The following is a 17,458-nucleotide window of genomic DNA, read 5'->3' on the forward strand; positions in this document are numbered from 1 at the left end:
TCGACCCACCGCTGACTCCTTCGCCGCGCCATGACCGATCTGCAACGCCGCCTGCTGCTGCTGTCCTCCACCGGCCTGGCCCTGCCGAGTTGGGCCGATACCGCCTGGCCCAGCCGCACCATCCGCCTGGTCGTGCCGTTCGCGCCGGGCGGCAGCAGCGAGATCGTCGCGCGCACCGTCGCGGCCGAGCTGACCAAGACGCTGGGCCAGACCATGTATGTCGAGAACAAGCCGGGCGGTGCCGGCAATGTCGCCATGGCCGAGGTGGCCCGCGCGGACGACCAGCACACCCTCGTGCTCGGCCATATCGGCACGCTGGCCGTGAACCCCTATATCTTCGACAAGCTGCCCTACGACCCGGTCAAGGATTTCCGCCCCGTCACGCTGCTGGCCAAGGTGCCCAGCCTCTACGTCGTCCATCCCGACGTGCCGGCCAGGACGCTGCAGGAGTTCGTCGCCTATGCGCGCAAGCGTCCGGGCCAGCTGAACTACGGCTCGGCCGGCAATGGCAGCGCCGGCCACCTGGCGATGGAGTACCTGAAGATGGCCGCCAACATCTTCATGCTGCATGTGCCCTACCGCGGCACCGGTCCGCAACTGACCGACCTGCTGGGCGGTCGGCTGGAGGCCGCGGCGGTTGGCGCGCCTGCGGTGCTGCAGTTCATCAAGGCCGGCAAGCTGCGCTGCCTGGCCACCGGCTCGCGCGAACGCCTGCCCCAGCTGCCCGACGTGCCAACCGTGGCCGAACAGGGCTTCCCGGGCTTCGAGATGACGCAGTGGTATGGGCTGCTGGCGCCCTCCAGCATGGCTCAGGCTTCGGTCGACAAGCTGGCCGTCGAGGCGGCCAAGGCCATCCGCTCGGTGGGTTCCAAGGAGCGCCTGGGTGCCGACTCCGCCGAGGCCGTCGGCAACACACCGGCCCAGTTCGCCGCCTTCATCGCCCAGGAGCAGCAACGCTGGAAGCCGGTCCTGCTGCGCGCCAAGGTCAGGCCGGATTGAGCGCCAGCCGCCCACGCCAGCCCTGAGCGTGCGGGTGATCCCCATATTTGTCGAAGAAGCAGGGCGCCATCGCGACATCGGCGTTTACGCTTGCCCGTCATGACACCCACCGACACTCCCTTGCCGCCCGCCAGCCTGCTGGGCCAGCTCGCCGAACAGCGCGGCGCCTTTGCCGACGCCTACACGCTGCGCTTCCCGCGCGCCGTGACCCTGGCTGAATTCGTCGAAGCTTTCTACACGACGCGCCTCTTCAAGGCCGAGCGGGCGCTGATCTCGCTGCTGGGCAAGCCCTCCAGCGATGCCATGGCCCGGGCCGTGGCGCGCGGCGAAGGCGAGCGTCTGGCGGTCTGGACCATCGAGGCGCGCAAACCCGACGAGTTGCTGATGCACGAGGACAGCGGCGCCACGCGCTCGTGGTTCAAGGTCGAGCCCGGGGCGGCCGGCGCGACGACGCTGTGGTTCGGCTCGGCCGTCGTGCCGCGCCGCCGCGGGCCGGGTGGCGAGGCGCGCATGAGCTGGGTCTTCCACGCGCTGCTGGGCTTTCACCGCTGGTACTCGCGGGCGCTGCTCAGCGCCGCCGCGCGACGGCTGGGTTAGCGGGCGGTGCCCGGGCCGGTGAGCTTCTCGGTGACGGGCTGTCGCGTCGCGCTGTCCTCGACCCAGACCTCGCAGGCATCGGCCGCGATGCGGCCGTTGACGGCGTAGCGCTTGCCTTCCTGCGGCGTGAAGCCCACCTCGCCCACCGTGCGGCAGCTGGGGTTGGACATCGAGACCAGCGGCGAGGCGTACTGCGTCGCCGCCTGAAGCCGCACGCGAAGCGCCATCACCGGCAGCTCGTTGGTCAGCGCCACCGGCGTCAGCGTCATGCCGCTGCCCTGGCCGGCGCGGCCGCTGGCCATGCTGCTGCTGGACAGGCGCCGGCCGTCGACCTCGGTCATCTCGAAGACGTGCAGCCGCTGCGGGCTGACGGCCACCACCTGGTCGGCGACGTTGGCCGTGGGGCCGGTGTAGTCCGGCGGCGTGGCCGGCTCGAGGGCGGTGAAGCTCTTCACGCCGGCACAGCCGGACAGCAGCAGGGCCGTGGCGGCCAGCGAGGCGATGCGTTTCATGGCGAGGGCAGCTTATCTCGCCACGGCGGCCCGCATCGACCGGGCCACGTAAAGCAAAGCCACGGCCGCGAGCGCGAAGCCCACGAACACGCCGGGCATCACCTGGCCCCAACGCAAGGCCTCCCCCTTGAGGACGGCCATCATCAGCGTGTTCTGGGCCAGCCCCGGCACCCAGAAATACCAGGCCGCTTCGCCGCCCGGATTGAGCAGGCTGACCATGGGCATCAGCGTGACGGCCGTGATGACCAGGGTGCTGCCGGCCTGGGCCTCCTTGAAGGTCTTGGAGCGGATGGCCAGGGCCATCAGCAGGGCCGACAGGCCGGCGGCGAGCGGGATCTGCAGCAGCCAGAAGGCCAGCACCTCGGGCCCGCCGAAGCTGAACTGGGCCTGCAGCACATCGCTCTTCAGCAGCCATTGCGCCGGCACGAAGCTCAAGCTCGACAACAGGGCCACGGCCATGCCCATCAGCGCGACGGCGCCCCATTTGCCGGCCACGATGGCGCCATGCGGCGCGGGATTCATCAGCAGCGGTTCCAGCGAGCCGCGCTCGCGTTCGCCGGCCGTGCTGTCCAGGGCCGCGGTCAGCGCGCCGTAGAGCACGGCCATGATGATGAACATCGGGATGATGCTGGTGAAGCGCGAGGCGCGCGCCTGGGCGCTGGCGAGGTCGCGCTCATTCACATCCACCGGTTCCAGCAGCTCGGTCGACACGCCGCGCATGGCCAGGTTGAGCATGGCGCGCTCGTGGTTGAAGCCGCCCAGCAGGCGGGCGATCTGGCCGACGCCGGCACCGGCGCGCTGGTTGGCGCTGTCGCTGACGATCTCCACCGTCGGCGCCTCACCGGCCAGCAGCTTGGCCTCGAAGTCCTGGGGCACCGCGAGCACCGGCTCCAGCAGTGTCGTGCCGCGCAGGCGGGATTCATAGTCGGCGGGCGCGGCCTTGACCGTGTAGGTCTGGCGCTCGATGTAGTTCTTCAGCGTCGGCGCGGCCTCGATGTTGACGGCCAGGATCTCGCGCTTCTCGGCGCGTTCCTCCAGCGAGGCGATCAGGCTGGACAGCGCCATCAGCAGCAGCGGCCCCATCAGCACGGCGGGGATGAGCAGGCGCAGCAGGGTGCGGCGGTCGCGCAAGGCGTCACTCAGCTCTTTGACGAAAACAATCGCAGCCTGTTTCATGCGGCCACCTCTTCGGGGAAGGCGAGTTTCACGAAGGCATCCTCGAAGCGGGATTCACCCGCCTGCTCCAGCAGGTCCGGCACGCTGCCGTGGGCCACGCTGCGCCCTTTGGAGACGATGATGACCTCGTCGCAGAGCTGCTCCACCTCCTGCATGATGTGGGTCGAGAAGACGATGCATTTGCTGCCGCCCGCGGGGCTGCGCAGCCAGCGCAGGGCCTCGCGCAGCGCGCGGGTGGCCAGCACATCGAGGCCGTTGGTGGGCTCGTCCAGCACGATGTTGGCGGGGTCGTGCACGAGGGCGCGGGCCAGGGCCGTCTTCATGCGCTCGCCCTGGCTGAAGCCGTCGGCACGGCGGTCGAGGATGGCGCCCATGTCCAGCAGCTTCGCGAGTTCCTCGGCGCGTCCATTCGCCGCCTCAGGCGCCATGCCCTGCAGGCGGCCGTAGTAGATGATGTTCTCGCGCGCCGACAGCCTCGGGTAGAGGCCGTGGGCGTCGCCGAGGATGCCCATGCGCGACAGGGCCTTCAGCGCGTCGCTCTTCACGGCGATGCCGTCGACCGTGATCTGTCCCTGGTCGGGCGGGAAGAGACCGGCCAGCATGCGCAGCGTCGTCGTCTTGCCCGCGCCGTTGGCGCCCAGCAGGCCGGTGATGCGGCCATTGGCGGCCTGCACGCTGACACCCTGCACTGCGTGCACGATGCGCTTCGTACCCCGCTTGAAGAGGCTGCCGCCGCTGTGGGCGACAAACTGCTTGTGAACGTCCTGAATGTCGATCATTTCGCGGCCTGCACGGGTTGGAAGGCGACGGGGCGCGGGATGCGGGTGGCGCAAGCGGCGTCCTGGGGCAGGGCAGCCGCATCCCGCTTGGCGTCGATGAAGCGGAAGATGAGATCGCGCATGCAACCCACCGGCATGACGCCGTGGCCTGCCTCGGCGACGACGATGTGCTGCACGCGTTCGGGATGGCCGGCGCCCAGGGCCTGGGCGACATGCTCGCCGTGGCGCGGCGGCGTGGCCGGATCGGCGCCGCCGCTCAGTACGAGGACGGGGCTGGGGGCGGGCGGGATCTTGTAGAAGTCCGGCGCCACGTCGCCGCGCGGCCAGGCCTTGCAGACACGGGCATACATCTCGGCGTCCACCGTGCGGAAGTCGGCACCCGGCGCGTCCTTGGACTCGGCAATGCGCGACGCATCCTCGGCGCAGATGACTGAGAAATGCATGCCCATGGCGAGGCGCATGGAGGGGCTGGAGCCGAAGGCCGTGGTCAAGCCGAACAGGGGGGCGAAGTTGGCTTCGCTGGCCGCCGCGTGGATGGCGGCGGGCAGGGCGGCGGCCAGGGCCGGCTGGTAGAGCGGCCCGCGCACGGAGCGCATGACGAGGTCGCGGTCCACGCTGAAGCGCTCGGCCACGCCGGTCAGCGGCTGCTGCACGCTGACGGAGCGGGGCAGCGAGGCCAGCAGCTTCTGCCAATCGGCGCGCAGCTCGGGGTGGGTCTTGGCATGGGCCTCGAAGAGCTTGTCCAGCGCGGCCTGGCCATCGGTCGAGAAGCTGGCCGGCAGCACCATGTCCGGCGGCGCGACGCCGTCGATGACGGTGCGGCGCACCTTGGTCGGGAACAGGCGCAGGTACTCCACCGCGGCGCGCGTGCCGTAGCTGGCGCCGACGAGGTTCCACTGCGGCACGCTTAAGCGTTCGCGCACCGCCTCCATGTCCTGCATGGCGAGGGTGGTCGTGAAGAAGCGCAGGCCGCCGTCCTTGCCATAGGGCAGCTTCTCCAGCGTGGCGCGGCACTCGTCGATGCGGCGCATCTGCGCGGCCGGCTCGAGTTGCTCGGCCACCGAGAGCTTGCTGTCGTCCGGGCAGTCCAGCGGCGCCGACTTGCCGGTGCCGCGCTGGTCGATGAAGACGAGGTCGCGGCGGTTGTTCAGCCTTGAGAGGCGGGGCAGCACACGCGCGGCCACCTTGATGGCGCTCTGGCCGGGGCCGCCGGCCAGCAGCAGCACGGCGTCGGGCTGCTTGTTGCGCGCCAGGGCCGGCACGACGAGGTAGTGGATGTCTACCTTCACGCCGTCCGGCCGGGCCGGATCCAGCGGGCGCTCCAGGCTGCCGCATTGCAGCTCGGTGGGAATGCCGTCGACGCGGCAGGGCTTGAGCGGCGCGGCCGCATGAGCCAGCGGGGCGAGCACCAGTGCGGCGGCGAGCGCCAGGGCGCGCCGGGCGGGGAAGGGCATGGCAGGGCTCCAGGGATGGAATGGCCGCGAGTATCCGGGCCGTCGGGCGGGAGCAGCCCGGCCCGATGACGGTTGGCGGTTCCAGGCGTTGAATGGCCACTGACGCGGGATGAATGGCAGCGTATGCTGAGCCGCCCTTCAGCCCGCCACCGACCCCGGGAGCCAGCCATGACACTTTGCCCGATCGCCATCGTTGCCGGCTGCGCCAAGTGCCCGGCCTACAAGGTCTGCCCGCTGAAGACCGTCATCGGCGACGCGCCCAAGACGCCGTCGGCCACGCCCGCCAAGCCGCGCAAGCAGTGATGCCCGGCCCACACGACCGCAACAACCCCTGCTGCGGCCGCCGTGCCGCGATGAAAGGCTGAGCGTGCAGACACTCGACGAGATGCGCGACCGTTGCCTGCTGACCGACGAGCAGCATGCCGAGATCGGTGCCTGGGTCAGCCAGGCGCGCACCCCTGAGGCCATCCTGGCCATGCCCGAGGGCTTGTGGCGCACGCTGGAACTGGCCAGCGTGCTGATGGACGTGGACGCCGACCTGCGGCGTGAGCCGCCGCTGTCAGGGCCCTAGCCCGCCGCCAGTGCACCCGCCATCGTCAACATGACGAGGCCCAGGGTGATGATGACCCAGTGCAGCACCGCCAGCAGCGCGGCGCGCAGCACCGTCGTCCACCAGCTGGCCGCGTGGACCCGCTTCAAGGCCAGCACCGGATAGACGTTGGACCAGGCCCAGACGGCAAAGGCCACGACGCCCCAGGGCAGCAGCACCGCCAGCAGCAGCATGCCGTACCAGGCCGCGTGCAGATGCATGGCGAAGACGAAGTGGGCGCCATAGGGCTGGCGCCAGAATAGCAGCTTGAGCAGGCCGGCGAAGAAGGGCAGGGAGCACAGCACCGCATAGGGCGCCAGGCCCAGCATGGTGGCGCCCATGGCACGCATGGAGCCCTCGGGATCGGCGCGCCAATGGCCTTCGGCGCGGTGCATGCGGTCCTGCATGCCCTGGGGCAGCTGGGTGGCGAGCTCGGGGCTGAGGATGTTGGCGTCCGCGCTGCGCTCGACCGCCTTCTTCCTCGCCTTGGCGATCTTGGCCGAGGCGCCCGACGCCGCTGACGCTGCTGAGGCCGCCGACGCTGCATGGGGCACCGACTGCGCGACCTCGTCGTCGTCCAGCCCGAAGGCGTGCGTGCTGCCGGGCATCAGCTTCAGCGCCAGGAAGAACAGCAGGCCCAGGGTCAGCAGCAGGCGCAGCGGCAACACATAGCGCTGCTTGCGGCCGGCCAGGTACTCGCGCGTGAGGAAGCCGGGCTTGGCCATCAGGCCCCACAGACTCTTCCACAGCGTGCCCTCGACGGCGATGTAGTGGCTGACGAACTCGTGCACGAACTCCATCAGCGAGGGCGGATGGTTGGCCGTGTCCTGGCCGCACTGGCTGCAAAAGCGCGCGTTCGCCACCAGCGCAGTGCCGCAGTTCAGGCAATCGCCCGAGGCCGCGGGGCCGTGTCCGGCATGGCCGCCGCTCAAGGCCAGGCTGGCCAGATCGGCAGAGGCCACCGCCGCGGCGGTTCCGCCGGCCAGGCCGCTCAAGCCTGCGTCATCCATCTTCCGTCCCTCCGCGGCATCGAGTGTCAGGCAGCCCTCGTGGGCCACCGGGGCGACCGCATCGCCCGCGCGGAGTGTGCCGCAGTTGCTGCCTGCCGGCTCAGCACCGCCGGATGTGGGCGACGACCTCGCGTGCCAGCGCGGCGGTGGCGTCCACGACCGGCAGCCCGCAGGCTGCGGCGTCCAGCACCAGGGGGATCTCGGTGCAGCCGAGCACGAGCACGTCGGCGCCGCGTCGGCGCAAGGCGCTGGCCACCTCGGCCAACAGCGCCTGGCCCATATCGAGCCGGCCGGCCTTGACGGCCTCGATGCCGGGCATGACCTGCTCGAGCATCTCGCCGGCCGTGGGCATCAGCCAGGCCGGCGCCGTCGAATCCGGCAGGTGGCGGTTGATGTACAGGCCCGAGGCGACGGTGGCGTCGGTCGCCAGCAGGCCCAGGCGAGCCCGCGGGCCGGCGAGGGCCAGGGCTTCGTGAAGGGCGGCGTCGACGAGGTGCAGCATGGGCCGCTGCAGGCGCGCCTGGACCGCGTCGAACCACAGATGGGCCGTGTTGCAGGGCATGACGATGAGGTCGGCGCCGGCCGACTCCAGCCGCCGGCCGCAGTCGACGATGGCGTCCAGCGGCGAATCGCCCGCGCCTCGGAAGGCCGCCGTGCGGTCCGGGATCCGCGGCAGGCAGCTGACGATCATGGGCACGTGGTCCTGGTCGCGTTCAGCGGGTGTGGCGTCCAGCACCTTGCGCATGAAGTCGATCGTCGCCAGCGGGCCCATGCCGCCCAGCACACCCACGACATCCATGATCAGACGGCAGGCTTGTCGGAGAGCTGCTTCAGGTTGTCGCGCAGCTCCGTGCTCATCGGCGCATTGAGGTTGATGCCGCGCGGCGGGATGGGCGACTGGAACCACTTCTTGTAGAGGATCTCGAACTCGCCGCTCTTCATCAGCGCGGCCAGCGTGTCGTCGACGAGCTTCTTGAAGGCGGGGTCGTCCTTGCGCAGCATGATGGCGTAGGGTTCGACCTGCAGCGGCTCGCCGACGACGGCCAGCGATGCCGGGTCCTGCGCGCTGGCGCGCAGGCCGAACAGCAGGATGTCGTCCATGCCGAAGGCGTCGGCGCGGTCCTGCTGCACGAGCAGGGCCGCCTCGGCATGGTCCTTGGCGCTGATCAGCTCGAAGCCCGCATCGCGCTCGGCATTGAACTTGCGCAGCACCAGCACATTGGTCGTCCCCGTGGTGGAGACGATCCTGCGGCCCCTCAGGTCGCCGTAGCCGCGCACCGGCGAGCCCGCCTTCACCAGCAGCCGCGTGCCGGTATAGAAATAGTTGATCGAGAACGCAACCTGCTTGCTGCGTGCCGTGTTGTTCGTCGTCGAGCCGCATTCGATGTCGACGGTGCCGTTCATCAGCAGCGGGATGCGGTTGGCCGACGTGACGGCCTGCGTGGCCATCTGCAGGTCGGCGCGGCCGGTGGCCTTCCTCACCTGTTCCACGATGCGGGCGCAGATCTCCCAGCCAAAGCCGGTGGGCTTGGCATCGGCGCCGAGGTAGGAGAAGGGGATGGACGAGTCGCGATAGGCCACCGTGATCGTGCCCGTGGCCCTGGCCTTGTCGAGCGTGCCGGGCTCGGCTTGGGCGGCAAGACAGGCCAGCGTGGTGGCGGCGAGGACGAGGAGCTTCATGGCGTTCCCGGGTCGTTGATCGGATGCACGGATGCTAGGAAATCAGACCGGCCCCGTGCATCGCGTTTGACCGCGAGTTCATAAGCTGAGCTAATGAACTCGTCATGCGAATCAAGCACGTCGAAGTCTTCCACGCCGTCATGCTGACCGGCAGCGTCGGTGCCGCCGCCCGGCTGCTGCACGTCACCCAGCCCGCCATCACGCAGACGCTGCAGCATGCCGAGCTGCAGCTGGGCTATGCGCTGTTCACGCGCCAGAAGCGCCGCCTCGTGCCCACGCGCGAGGCCCAGGCTCTCTACCCGGAGGTGCAGGCGCTGATGCTGCAGCTGGAGTCCGTGCGTCGCATGGCCTCGGCGCTGCGCCAGGACCAGGACAGCCCTTTTCGCCTCCTCATCGTGCCGTCGCTGGCCGTGCGCGCCCTGCCGGACGCGCTGCGCATCTTCCGCAAGGCGCACGCCGGCACGCCGGTGTCGGTGCGCACCCTGCACTCCAACGACATCGCCCGCGCCATGGCGCTGCAGGAGGCCGACGTCGGCATCGTCTACGGCAAGCTGCCGCATCCCGCGCTGCAGGACGAGCTGGTGGCGACGGGGCGGCTCGTCTGCGTGTCCGCCCGCAAGGCGCGCACCGACAAGCGCACGACGGTGACGCTGCAGGACGTGCTGAGAGAGCCCTTCATCCGCATCGACGAGCGCGATCCGCTCGGGGCTGTGCTGGCCGACCACTGGTCACGCCTGGGCCTCACGGCCAAGGCCGGCATGACGGTGCAGACGCATCACATCGCCATGGTCATGGCCGAGCAGGGTTTCGGCCCGGCCATCATCGATTCCTTCACCGCGCAAGCGTCGACCGGCGAGGGCCTGCAGGTGCGCACCCTGCTGCCCGAAGTGCCGGTGGAGGTGCACGCCGTGCAGCCTCAGGGGGTGCGCTCGCCGCGCGCGGTGGCGGACTTCATCGCCGCCTTCCGCCGGGTGATCGCCTAGGCCTTCTTCATCAGGCCCTGGCAGGCCGACCTGGCCTTGGCATCGCTGCCGTCCAGCTTGCCGCAGACGCCGTCGAGCTGGGCCTTGAGACGGCCGACAGCGGCGGCCTGGGTCGGGCCCTGGTTCCAGCTGCTCAACAGGCTGCCCACCTTCTTCAGCGAGCGCTCGCTGCGCTCGTAGAAGGCGCCGGGATCCTTCTCGGCCTCGGCGAAGAGCTGGGCCGCGGCCTTCTCGATACGGGGTGTGTCTTCGGGGCTGAGTTCGATGAGCGCGGCCAAGTAGTTGGAGCCCCATTGCAGGCGCGTGGCCGGGCCCTCGCTCTTGTTGAAGGCCTCCTCGTACCAGCGCAGCGCGTCGGCCTTGCGGCCCTGCTTCCTGGCGTTGCCGCCGAGCTGGCTCATCAGATAGTAGGGCGAATGGCTGCGCGCCAGCGCCGACTTCAGCAGCTCGTCGCTCTCCTTCCACAGCCCGGCGCGGCCCAGCAGATGCGCGGCCTCGGTGACGACGGCCTGACGCTCATAGCCATCGGTGATCTCGCGGTTGGCCTTGCCGGCCTGCTCGCGTGCCTCGGTCAGCAGGGCGGTGGAGATGCCCTTGGGGTTGGGGTCGTCCTTGGGCGAGTCCAGGCGGGCCAGGTCGATGCGACCCTGCAGCGCGTTGAGGCGGTCGGCGCGGGACAGGGTGTTGTCCTCGTTGAGGCGCTTCAGCGCGGCGTCGAACTCGGCCACCAGGGCGTTGCGCGCTTCGCCGGGCTGCGGCGCGAACGCCTTGACCAGATCCGGCGCCTCGTTGGTCAGCACGTCCATCTGGGCGCGGGACTGGCCGGCGTCAGCGAGCACGGCGCGCAGGCGCGGCAGCTGTGCAGGGTCGGCCGCCTTGCCCTCGGCCAGGGCGCCGACGGACTTCAGCCACAGCCGCGTCGTCGTCTCGGTGTCCACGCCTTCGCTGGCCTTGGCCAGCTGGGTCAGCGTGGCCGGACGTTCGGCCACGGGCAGCAGTTGCTGCTCGTCGGTTTCCCAGCCATAGAAGCCCAGCAGCCGCCATTCGTTGGCATTGAGCTTCTTGCCGGCCTTGGCGTCGGCCAGCACGGCCTTGACCGGGCGGCCGCTGGACAGGCCCAGCTGCAGCACCTTCATGACCTGGGCCGCGTCGGCCTCGCCGGGCAGGCGGGTGACCTCGTTGCCGGCCGGGTTGAACAGGATCATGGTCGGGTAGCCGCGCACCTTGAAGCGGGTGCCCAGCTTCTGCGCGCCGGGCGCATCGCCGTCTATGCCCACGGCCACGAAGGCCTTGCTCTGCTCGATGAAGTCAGCGCGGTTGAACAGCGTGGCCTTGAGCTGGTTGCAGGGCGGGCACCACTTGGCGCCCCAGTACAGCAGCACCGGCTTCTTCTCGGCCTTGGCCTGGACGAAGTAGCGGTCGATGTCGGCATCGGCCGCGGCGGCCTGCCAGGACACGCCCGGGCCGGTGGCGGCGTGGGCGGCCGGGGTGGCCATGCTCAGGGCGAGGGCGGCGCTCAGCGCCAGGACATGCAGTTTCATGAAGAAGGCTTGTTTCGCAGCAGCGATAGCCTCGATTGTGCGCGGTTGCCGGCGCCGTTTCTTCATATGGTTATGCGGCCGGTGGACCCCCCAGCACGCGGCAGGCGAGGTCGGTGTCCATGTACTCGGTCACCGAGCGCAGCCGGCCGTCGGCGACGCGGTAGACCATGCAGTAGTGGTTGTCATAGGCCTCGCCGGTGGTGGTCTGCACCTCGCCGCGGTACTGCACGACGACGGTATCGCCCTCGGCGATGAAGGCTTCGGCGTGGCTGCGGTAGCGTGTTGCGAAGCGCTTCATCAGCGGTGCCAGCAGCTCCTTCTGCACGGCCTCGCGGCCGCGCCAGCTGCGCGACCAGGCCGAGTGGCCGGCGATGGTCCAGCTGAAGTCATCGGCCATGGCCTCGCTGAAGGGGCGGCCATCGCCGTCGGCCAGGGCGGCGTAGATGGATTGCAGCAGGGCCTTGTTGGCGGCGGTGGGGGTGTTCATGACTTGCTCCTTGGGTTCAGCGGGTCGCGGGCCGGGCGTTCGCCGGTAGCGATCCAGTCGTCATAGAAATCCAGCTTCTGGTCCAGGGCCGCCAGGGCTTCCTGCCAGCGGGAGATGGTGGCCAGCACCTCGGCGCGGTGGGCGGCCAGCATGTCGCGGCGCGCGGCCAGGCTCTTGCGGCCCTGTGTCACCAGCTCCGTGTAGCGGCGCATCTCGGCGATGGACATACCGGTCACGCGCAGCCTCTCCATCAGTTCCAGCCAGGCAACATGCTGCTCGCGGTAGCGGCGCCGCCCGCCGGCGTCGCGCTGCACGCCGGGCACCAGGCCTTGCGCCTCGTACCAGCGGATGGCGTGGACGGACTTGCCGCAGCGCGCGGCCAGGGCGCCGATCAGCAGCAGGGGAGGGTCGTCGCGGGGTGTCATGAAGCCATTGGACGACCTAGAGTGCGCTCTAAGTCAAGCGCCTTCTTGCCATGTCCCCGACCCGACTCAATCTCGCCCTCGAACGCCTGCGCGCCGCGGCCCGCCCCGAGGCCCTGGACGCCATGGCCCGCTTCGGCCTGACCGGCGACGCCCGCCTGGGCCTGGCCGTGCCGACGCTGCGCAGCCTGGCCCGCGAGTTCAAGCGTGACCACGAGCTGGCCCTGGCGCTGTGGGACAGCGGCATCCCCGACGCCCAGATCCTGGCCGGCATGGTGGCCGAGCCGGCGAAGCTGACGGTCAAGCAGATGGACCATTGGGTGGCTGGCATGCGGGCCTGGGACGTCTGCGACCAGGCCTGCACCAATGCCTTTGTGAAGAGCCCGCTGGCCTGGGAGGCCATCCCGCGCTGGGCGGCTCGCCCGGCGGAGTTCGAGAAGCGCGCCGCCTTCAGCCTGTTGGCCGTCGCCGCTGTGCATCAGAAGACGCGGCCGGACGCCGACTTCCTCGCCCGCCTGCCCCTCATCGAAGCCGCGGCGGACGACGAGCGCAACTTCGTCAAGAAGGCGGTGAACTGGGCCCTGCGCCAGATCGGCAAGCGCAGCGCGGCCCTGCGTGAGCCTGCGCTCACTGTGGCGGAGCGGCTGTGCCAGCGTGAGGAGAAGTCAGCGCGCTGGATTGGCAGCGACGCGCGTCGCGAGCTGAATCGGTCGGCTTAAGCCGGGCCGAGCTGCTCTTCGATGGAGCGGGTCTTCTCGTTGGGCGAGTCGCCGCTGTGCAGCGTCGTCTTGCGCTCCACCAGCATCAGCAGGCACTCCTGCTCGGCGACCGGGCAATGCTCCACGCCGCGCGGCACGACGAACATCTGTCCGGCCTCCAGCGTCACGGCGCCGTCGCGCATCTCGATGCGCAGCCGGCCGCGCAGGATGTGGAAGAGCTCGTCCTCGTCGGGGTGGCGATGCCAGCCGAAGGTCCCTCGCACCTTGGCGACCTTGACGTAGTTGTCGTCGAAGGCGCCGATGACGCGCGGCGACCAGAACTCGGTCAGGCTGGCGGCGACATCGACGGGGCTGATCGCTGCGGCGGGGGTGTGGGCGGGCATGGGAAGGGCTCCTGGCAGGCCTGCCAGCCTAGCTCAGCCGGCCTGGAGCCGCAGCCTTGGGGTCATAAATCGACTCTGACCCCAGTTTTCATCCCCCTTTGGGGGGAGGGGCGGGGGATGCGGAGACTGGGCCTCCCCCCTCGCTCCGTCCTCCGGGTGATGTCCCGAAAAAGGCCCGGCCGCGATGCTGACGGCATGGCGTTGAACACGCCGCCGAACCGCCTCAAACCGGAGACCGCCATGCAATTTTTCAGCTCCTCGCAGTTCCCCTGGTCCAACTCCAAGCTGCCCCAGGGCGCGGCCCTGCGTTGCGTCAACAGCGTCGGCGCGGGATCCAAGAAAGACTGTGGCTGGTACGACTCCAGCTTCGACCTGGCCCAGGGCCTGGAGGTCGTCGAGCAGGACTGCGACACCCTCTACCAGCTCTGGGAGCTGTCCCAGAACTAAAGCGTGCAGGCCAGCTTGGTGCCTTGCAGGATGGCCCGCTTGGCGTCGAGCTCGCCGGCCTCCAGCGCGCCGCCGATCAGGTGGACGTTGACGCCCGCAGCCTTCAAGGGCGCTTCCAGCTCGCGCAGCGGCTCCTGGCCGGCGCACAGCACGATGGTGTCGGCCTCGATGAGCTGGGCATCCTTGCGTTGTTCGCCATAGCTGACCCACAGGCCCTCGGCCGTGATCTGCTCGTAGTTGACGCTGGCCAGCATGTCGACGTTCTTCATCTTCAGGGCCGCACGGTGGATCCAGCCCGTCGTCTTGCCCAGGCCGGCACCCGGCTTGCCGGCCTTGCGCTGCAGCAGCGTGATCTGGCGTGTCGGAGCCTCAGGGGCCGGACGCAGCAGGCCGGCACGCACCTGTTCGGGATCGCCCACACCCCAGTGGCGGCGCCAGGCGGCCGGGTCCAGGGTCAGGGAATGGCCGGCCTCCAGCAGGTATTCGGCGACGTCGAAGCCGATGCCGCCCGCGCCGACGATGGCAACGCGGCCACCCACCGGCTTGTCGTGGCGCAGCACGTCGATATAGCTCAGCACCTGGCCACGGGCCATGCCCTCGTCCTGACCCTTGATCTTCGGATTGCGGGCGCTGACGCCGGTGGCCAGCAGCACCTCGTCGAAGCCCTTGAGCTCTTCGGCCGAGACGCGACGGTTGAGCTTCAGCTCCACGCCGGTGACCTCGATGCGCCGGCCGAAATAGCGCAGCGTCTCGCTGAACTCCTCCTTGCCCGGGATGCGCTTGGCCATGTTGAACTGGCCGCCGATCTCGTGGGCCGCGTCGAACAGCGTCACCGCGTGGCCGCGCTCCGCCAGCGTCGTCGCCGCGGCCAGGCCGGCCGGGCCGGCGCCCACCACCGCGATGCGCTTCTTCGCGCCATTCACGGGCCTGAGCACGATCTCCTGCTCGAAGGCCGCCCGCGGGTTGACGAGGCAGGTCGAGATCTTCTGGGCGAAGGTGTGGTCCAGGCAGGCCTGGTTGCAGGCGATGCAGGTGTTGATCTCGTCCGCCCGGCCCTGGCGGGCCTTCTGCACGAAGTGCGAATCGGCCAGGAAGGGGCGGGCCATCGAGACCATGTCGGCGCTGCCGTCGGCCAGCACGCCCTCGGCCACCTCGGGCGTGTTGATGCGGTTGCTGGTGATCAGCGGCGTCGTGATGCCCTCTTCCCGCAGCTTGGCCCGCAGCTTGGCAGTCACCCACGCAAAGCCGGCGCGCGGCACGCTGGTCGCAATCGTCGGGATGCGCGCCTCATGCCAGCCGATGCCGGTGTTGATGAGGGTGGCGCCGCTGCGCGACACGCGCCGCGCCAGCTCCACCACCTCCTCCCAGCTGCTGCCATTGGGCACCAGGTCCAGCATGGAGAGGCGGTAGATGATGATGAAGTCCGGCCCGACGGCCTCGCGCATGCGGGCGAGGATTTCCAGCGGCAGCCGCATGCGGTTCTCGTAGGAGCCGCCCCAGGCGTCGCTGCGCTGATTGGTGTGCGCCACCAGGAACTGGTTGATGAAATAACCCTCGCTGCCCATCACCTCCACGCCGTCATAGCCGGCCTCGCGGGCCAGCCTGGCGCAGCGGATGAAGGCGCGGATCTGGCGTTCGATGCCGCGGGCACTCAGCTCGCGGGGTGTGAAGGGGCTGATCGGGCTCTGGATGCGCGACGGCGCCACGCACAGCGGCGAATAGCCATAGCGGCCGGTGTGCAGGATCTGCAGCGCGATCTTGCCGCCCTCGGCGTGCACGGCGTCGGTGATTATCTTGTGGCGGCGCGCCGCGCCCGACGTTGCCAGCGTGCCGGCAAAGGGTTTGGCCCAGCCCTCGATATTGGGCGCGAAGCCGCCCGTCACGATCAGCCCCACTTCTCCCTTGGCACGCTCGGCGAAGAACACCGCCATGCGCTCGAAATGCTTGCGCCCGTCCTCCAGGCCGGTGTGCATGCTGCCCATCAGCACGCGGTTCTTCAGCGTCGTGAAGCCGAGGTCCAGGGGGGCGAGGAGGTGGGGGTAGTTCATGGCGGCGATGCTAGCGACGCGCGGGCGCCGGAATTGGAGTGTTCTCCTCAGCCCCGGCGTGACGCTGTGGTGACGGCGGCTCGTCAATCGCCAGCAACAGTTCTTCACCCGCCGCTAGGTGGTGGAAATCGTGACGTCCTCAGCTTGAGTTCTAATCGCGAGTCCGCGTATTTGGCCGCAGCTTTGGCAATAGGGCCCGGCGGTTTGGTTTTTTCGGAGAGTTCTCGATGCGATTCACCCCTTGGGCCACCCGGCTGGTCCTGACGCTGAGCCTGTCGGCCACTGCATTCCTGACCGCCTGCGGCGGCGGTGGCGGTGGTGGTGGCAGCACTGCCCAGGTCCGCCTGCTCAACGCCACGCTGAACCAGACCAGTCTTGATCTGGTGGTTGGCACTGACACGACCGTCAGCTCGAAAGTCACGCAGGGCACCGCTGGCAGCTACGGCAGCGTGGACACGAATAACCCGTCGGGCAACGTCACGACCAGCGGGTCAGGCACGAGCGTTGCAGTGTGGTCGCCCACGCTGACTGGCAACTCGAACTACACCGTGATTGCCTACAACTCCGCGGGGATCGTGAGAACCAGCCTGCTGCAGGAGAACCAGGACGCGCCGGCCTCTGGAAAGGCCAAGCTGCTGGTGCTGAACCTGGCGCCGGATGCCGGCCCGGTGGACGTCTACCTGCTGGGTTCCGGCGATTCGCCGGACACGGCCACTCCGGCGGTGACCAACAACGCTGGCGGTGGTGGCAGTGGCTACATCCAGCTCAACTCCGGCACGTTCCGTGTCCGTGTCACCGGTACAGGCGTGCGCGGCGACGTGCGCCTGGACATCCCGGCCGTCACGCTGGACTCGGCCAGCATCAACACGCTGCTCTTGACGAACACCGTCAGCGGCTCGCTCGTCACGGGCACGCAGGTGGTGCAACAAGGCAAGGTCACCAACTTCGCCAATCCGCTGGCGCGAGTGCGCGTGCTCAATGGACTGGCCGGCTCGCCCATCGTGTCCGCGACCGTCGCTGACAGCACCGCGTCGACCACCACGACCATCCTGGCAGCGTCGCGGCCGCTCAACCTGTCGAGCTATGTGACCTTCAACGGCGGTGCCGGCACGGTCACGGTGCTGATCGATGGCGTGGCGAAAACGCTGCCGACCAGCAGCTTCGTTGCGGGCCAGGACTACACGGTGCTCGTCTGGGGTCCCGCAGCCGGGGCGCAAGTGAAGGCCGTGAAGGATGACAACACGCTGCCGTCGGTCAACGGCAATGTGAAGATTCGCCTCATCAACGCTTTGTCCGACCCGTCGGCCACCGCCACGCTGAACGTGAACTCGCAGGATGTGCAGACGGCAATCAACGTGGCCACTGGCAGCAGCTCGGACTCGTTCAGCAGCGCCAATTACGCCAACGGCGGCAACGGCGTTCCCGTGGTCGTGACGTCGCCCTTCACACAGTCGGGCGATCCGCTGTGGGTGCAGTCGGGCACCGTGACCAGCCCTGGCAATACCGTCCTGCAGGCGAACGGCGTCTACACCGTCGTCGTGACCGGCGATCCGACGGCTGTTCGTGGCCGTCTCTACAAGGATCGTTGATCGACGCCCCAAAGGCTTTTCAAGCCAGCCCCTCGCGCCACCC

The 17,458-nt window shown here is 69.3% G+C and carries 20 protein-coding genes; 8 read left to right on the forward strand and 12 right to left on the reverse strand.

Features of this window, described 5'->3' with window-relative positions; translation table 11 throughout:
• Window positions 1-30: 30 nt before the first annotated feature.
• Together J2X20_RS17650 and J2X20_RS17655 are read left to right on the forward strand one after the other, a co-directional pair.
• Window positions 31-999 (forward strand): Bug family tripartite tricarboxylate transporter substrate binding protein, encoded by a 969-nt coding sequence (locus J2X20_RS17650; RefSeq protein ID WP_310267207.1) that lies wholly within the window; start codon window positions 31-33, stop codon window positions 997-999.
• Window positions 1,000-1,098: 99 nt separating this feature from the next.
• On the forward strand, window positions 1,099-1,596 hold the full coding sequence (locus tag J2X20_RS17655; RefSeq protein ID WP_310267209.1) for a hypothetical protein: 498 nt from the start codon (window positions 1,099-1,101) through the stop codon (window positions 1,594-1,596).
• On the opposite strand, the gene J2X20_RS17660 is transcribed toward J2X20_RS17655, so the two are convergent.
• Genes J2X20_RS17660 through J2X20_RS17675 form a run of 4 tightly spaced genes read right to left on the reverse strand, consistent with a single transcriptional unit; the run spans window position 1,593 to window position 5,517 of the window.
• Window positions 1,593-2,108: a hypothetical protein gene (locus tag J2X20_RS17660; RefSeq protein ID WP_310267211.1), complete on the reverse strand. Its 516-nt coding sequence runs from the start codon at window positions 2,106-2,108 to the stop codon at window positions 1,593-1,595. The genes J2X20_RS17655 and J2X20_RS17660 overlap by 4 nt on opposite strands.
• 12 nt (window positions 2,109-2,120) lie before the next feature.
• A complete protein-coding gene (locus J2X20_RS17665) occupies window positions 2,121-3,284 on the reverse strand; it encodes an ABC transporter permease (protein WP_310267213.1) in 1,164 nt (387 codons plus the stop codon).
• On the reverse strand, window positions 3,281-4,063 hold the full coding sequence (locus J2X20_RS17670; RefSeq protein ID WP_310267215.1) for an ABC transporter ATP-binding protein: 783 nt from the start codon (window positions 4,061-4,063) through the stop codon (window positions 3,281-3,283). Before J2X20_RS17670 ends, J2X20_RS17665 begins: the two co-directional genes overlap by 4 nt.
• Window positions 4,060-5,517 (reverse strand): alpha/beta fold hydrolase, encoded by a 1,458-nt coding sequence (locus J2X20_RS17675; RefSeq protein WP_310267217.1) that lies wholly within the window; start codon window positions 5,515-5,517, stop codon window positions 4,060-4,062. Before J2X20_RS17675 ends, J2X20_RS17670 begins: the two co-directional genes overlap by 4 nt.
• 168 nt (window positions 5,518-5,685) lie before the next feature.
• On the opposite strand from J2X20_RS17675, the gene J2X20_RS17680 reads away from it, so the two are divergent.
• A complete protein-coding gene (locus tag J2X20_RS17680; RefSeq protein ID WP_310267219.1) occupies window positions 5,686-5,820 on the forward strand; it encodes a hypothetical protein in 135 nt (44 codons plus the stop codon).
• A 64-nt stretch (window positions 5,821-5,884) separates the two neighbouring features.
• On the forward strand, window positions 5,885-6,088 hold the full coding sequence (locus J2X20_RS17685; RefSeq protein WP_310267221.1) for a hypothetical protein: 204 nt from the start codon (window positions 5,885-5,887) through the stop codon (window positions 6,086-6,088).
• On the opposite strand, the gene J2X20_RS17690 is transcribed toward J2X20_RS17685, so the two are convergent.
• The 3 genes from J2X20_RS17690 to J2X20_RS17700 all read right to left on the reverse strand — a co-directional run bounded on the left by J2X20_RS17690 (window position 6,085) and on the right by J2X20_RS17700 (window position 8,796).
• Window positions 6,085-7,116: a DUF3667 domain-containing protein gene (locus J2X20_RS17690; RefSeq protein ID WP_310267223.1), complete on the reverse strand. Its 1,032-nt coding sequence runs from the start codon at window positions 7,114-7,116 to the stop codon at window positions 6,085-6,087. The two genes, J2X20_RS17685 and J2X20_RS17690, sit on opposite strands and share 4 nt — an antisense overlap.
• Before the next feature lie 100 nt (window positions 7,117-7,216).
• A complete protein-coding gene (gene cuyB, locus J2X20_RS17695) occupies window positions 7,217-7,915 on the reverse strand; it encodes a cysteate racemase (protein WP_310267225.1) in 699 nt (232 codons plus the stop codon).
• 2 nt (window positions 7,916-7,917) lie between these two features.
• On the reverse strand, window positions 7,918-8,796 hold the full coding sequence (locus J2X20_RS17700) for an amino acid ABC transporter substrate-binding protein (protein WP_310267226.1): 879 nt from the start codon (window positions 8,794-8,796) through the stop codon (window positions 7,918-7,920).
• 104 nt (window positions 8,797-8,900) lie between these two features.
• Here J2X20_RS17700 and J2X20_RS17705 point away from each other — a divergent pair, with 104 nt between their 5' ends.
• The gene (locus J2X20_RS17705; protein ID WP_310267228.1) at window positions 8,901-9,779 is read left to right on the forward strand and encodes a LysR family transcriptional regulator; all 879 of its coding nucleotides are present in this window, start codon (window positions 8,901-8,903) and stop codon (window positions 9,777-9,779) included.
• Here the strand turns inward: J2X20_RS17705 and J2X20_RS17710 are convergent.
• The 3 genes from J2X20_RS17710 to J2X20_RS17720 form a co-directional block, all read right to left on the reverse strand.
• Window positions 9,776-11,320 (reverse strand): thioredoxin family protein, encoded by a 1,545-nt coding sequence (locus tag J2X20_RS17710; protein WP_310267230.1) that lies wholly within the window; start codon window positions 11,318-11,320, stop codon window positions 9,776-9,778. The genes J2X20_RS17705 and J2X20_RS17710 overlap by 4 nt on opposite strands.
• 70 nt (window positions 11,321-11,390) lie before the next feature.
• Window positions 11,391-11,807, reverse strand: a complete 417-nt coding sequence (locus tag J2X20_RS17715) for a nuclear transport factor 2 family protein (protein WP_310267231.1) — start codon at window positions 11,805-11,807, stop codon at window positions 11,391-11,393.
• Window positions 11,804-12,232 (reverse strand): MerR family transcriptional regulator, encoded by a 429-nt coding sequence (locus J2X20_RS17720; RefSeq protein ID WP_310267233.1) that lies wholly within the window; start codon window positions 12,230-12,232, stop codon window positions 11,804-11,806. The genes J2X20_RS17715 and J2X20_RS17720 overlap by 4 nt, the downstream gene beginning before the upstream one ends.
• A gap of 50 nt (window positions 12,233-12,282) precedes the next feature.
• Between J2X20_RS17720 and J2X20_RS17725 the strand changes: the two genes are divergently transcribed.
• On the forward strand, window positions 12,283-12,948 hold the full coding sequence (locus tag J2X20_RS17725; RefSeq protein ID WP_310267235.1) for a DNA alkylation repair protein: 666 nt from the start codon (window positions 12,283-12,285) through the stop codon (window positions 12,946-12,948).
• On the opposite strand, the gene J2X20_RS17730 is transcribed toward J2X20_RS17725, so the two are convergent.
• Window positions 12,945-13,331: a cupin domain-containing protein gene (locus tag J2X20_RS17730; protein ID WP_310267237.1), complete on the reverse strand. Its 387-nt coding sequence runs from the start codon at window positions 13,329-13,331 to the stop codon at window positions 12,945-12,947. The two genes, J2X20_RS17725 and J2X20_RS17730, sit on opposite strands and share 4 nt — an antisense overlap.
• Window positions 13,332-13,571: 240 nt before the next feature.
• Between J2X20_RS17730 and J2X20_RS17735 the strand changes: the two genes are divergently transcribed.
• Window positions 13,572-13,778 carry a hypothetical protein gene (locus tag J2X20_RS17735; protein ID WP_310267239.1) on the forward strand — a complete coding sequence of 69 codons (207 nt, stop codon included), beginning with the start codon at window positions 13,572-13,574 and terminating at the stop codon, window positions 13,776-13,778.
• Here J2X20_RS17735 and J2X20_RS17740 read toward each other — a convergent pair.
• Window positions 13,775-15,826 carry an oxidoreductase gene (locus tag J2X20_RS17740; protein WP_310267241.1) on the reverse strand — a complete coding sequence of 684 codons (2,052 nt, stop codon included), beginning with the start codon at window positions 15,824-15,826 and terminating at the stop codon, window positions 13,775-13,777. The two genes, J2X20_RS17735 and J2X20_RS17740, sit on opposite strands and share 4 nt — an antisense overlap.
• 227 nt (window positions 15,827-16,053) lie before the next feature.
• On the opposite strand from J2X20_RS17740, the gene J2X20_RS17745 reads away from it, so the two are divergent.
• Window positions 16,054-17,415, forward strand: a complete 1,362-nt coding sequence (locus tag J2X20_RS17745; protein ID WP_310267242.1) for a DUF4397 domain-containing protein — start codon at window positions 16,054-16,056, stop codon at window positions 17,413-17,415.
• The last annotated feature ends 43 nt before the right edge of the window (window positions 17,416-17,458 follow it).

This window comes from Roseateles saccharophilus, from assembly GCF_031458095.1.
Classification (GTDB): Bacteria; Pseudomonadota; Gammaproteobacteria; order Burkholderiales; family Burkholderiaceae_C; genus Pelomonas; species Pelomonas saccharophila_A.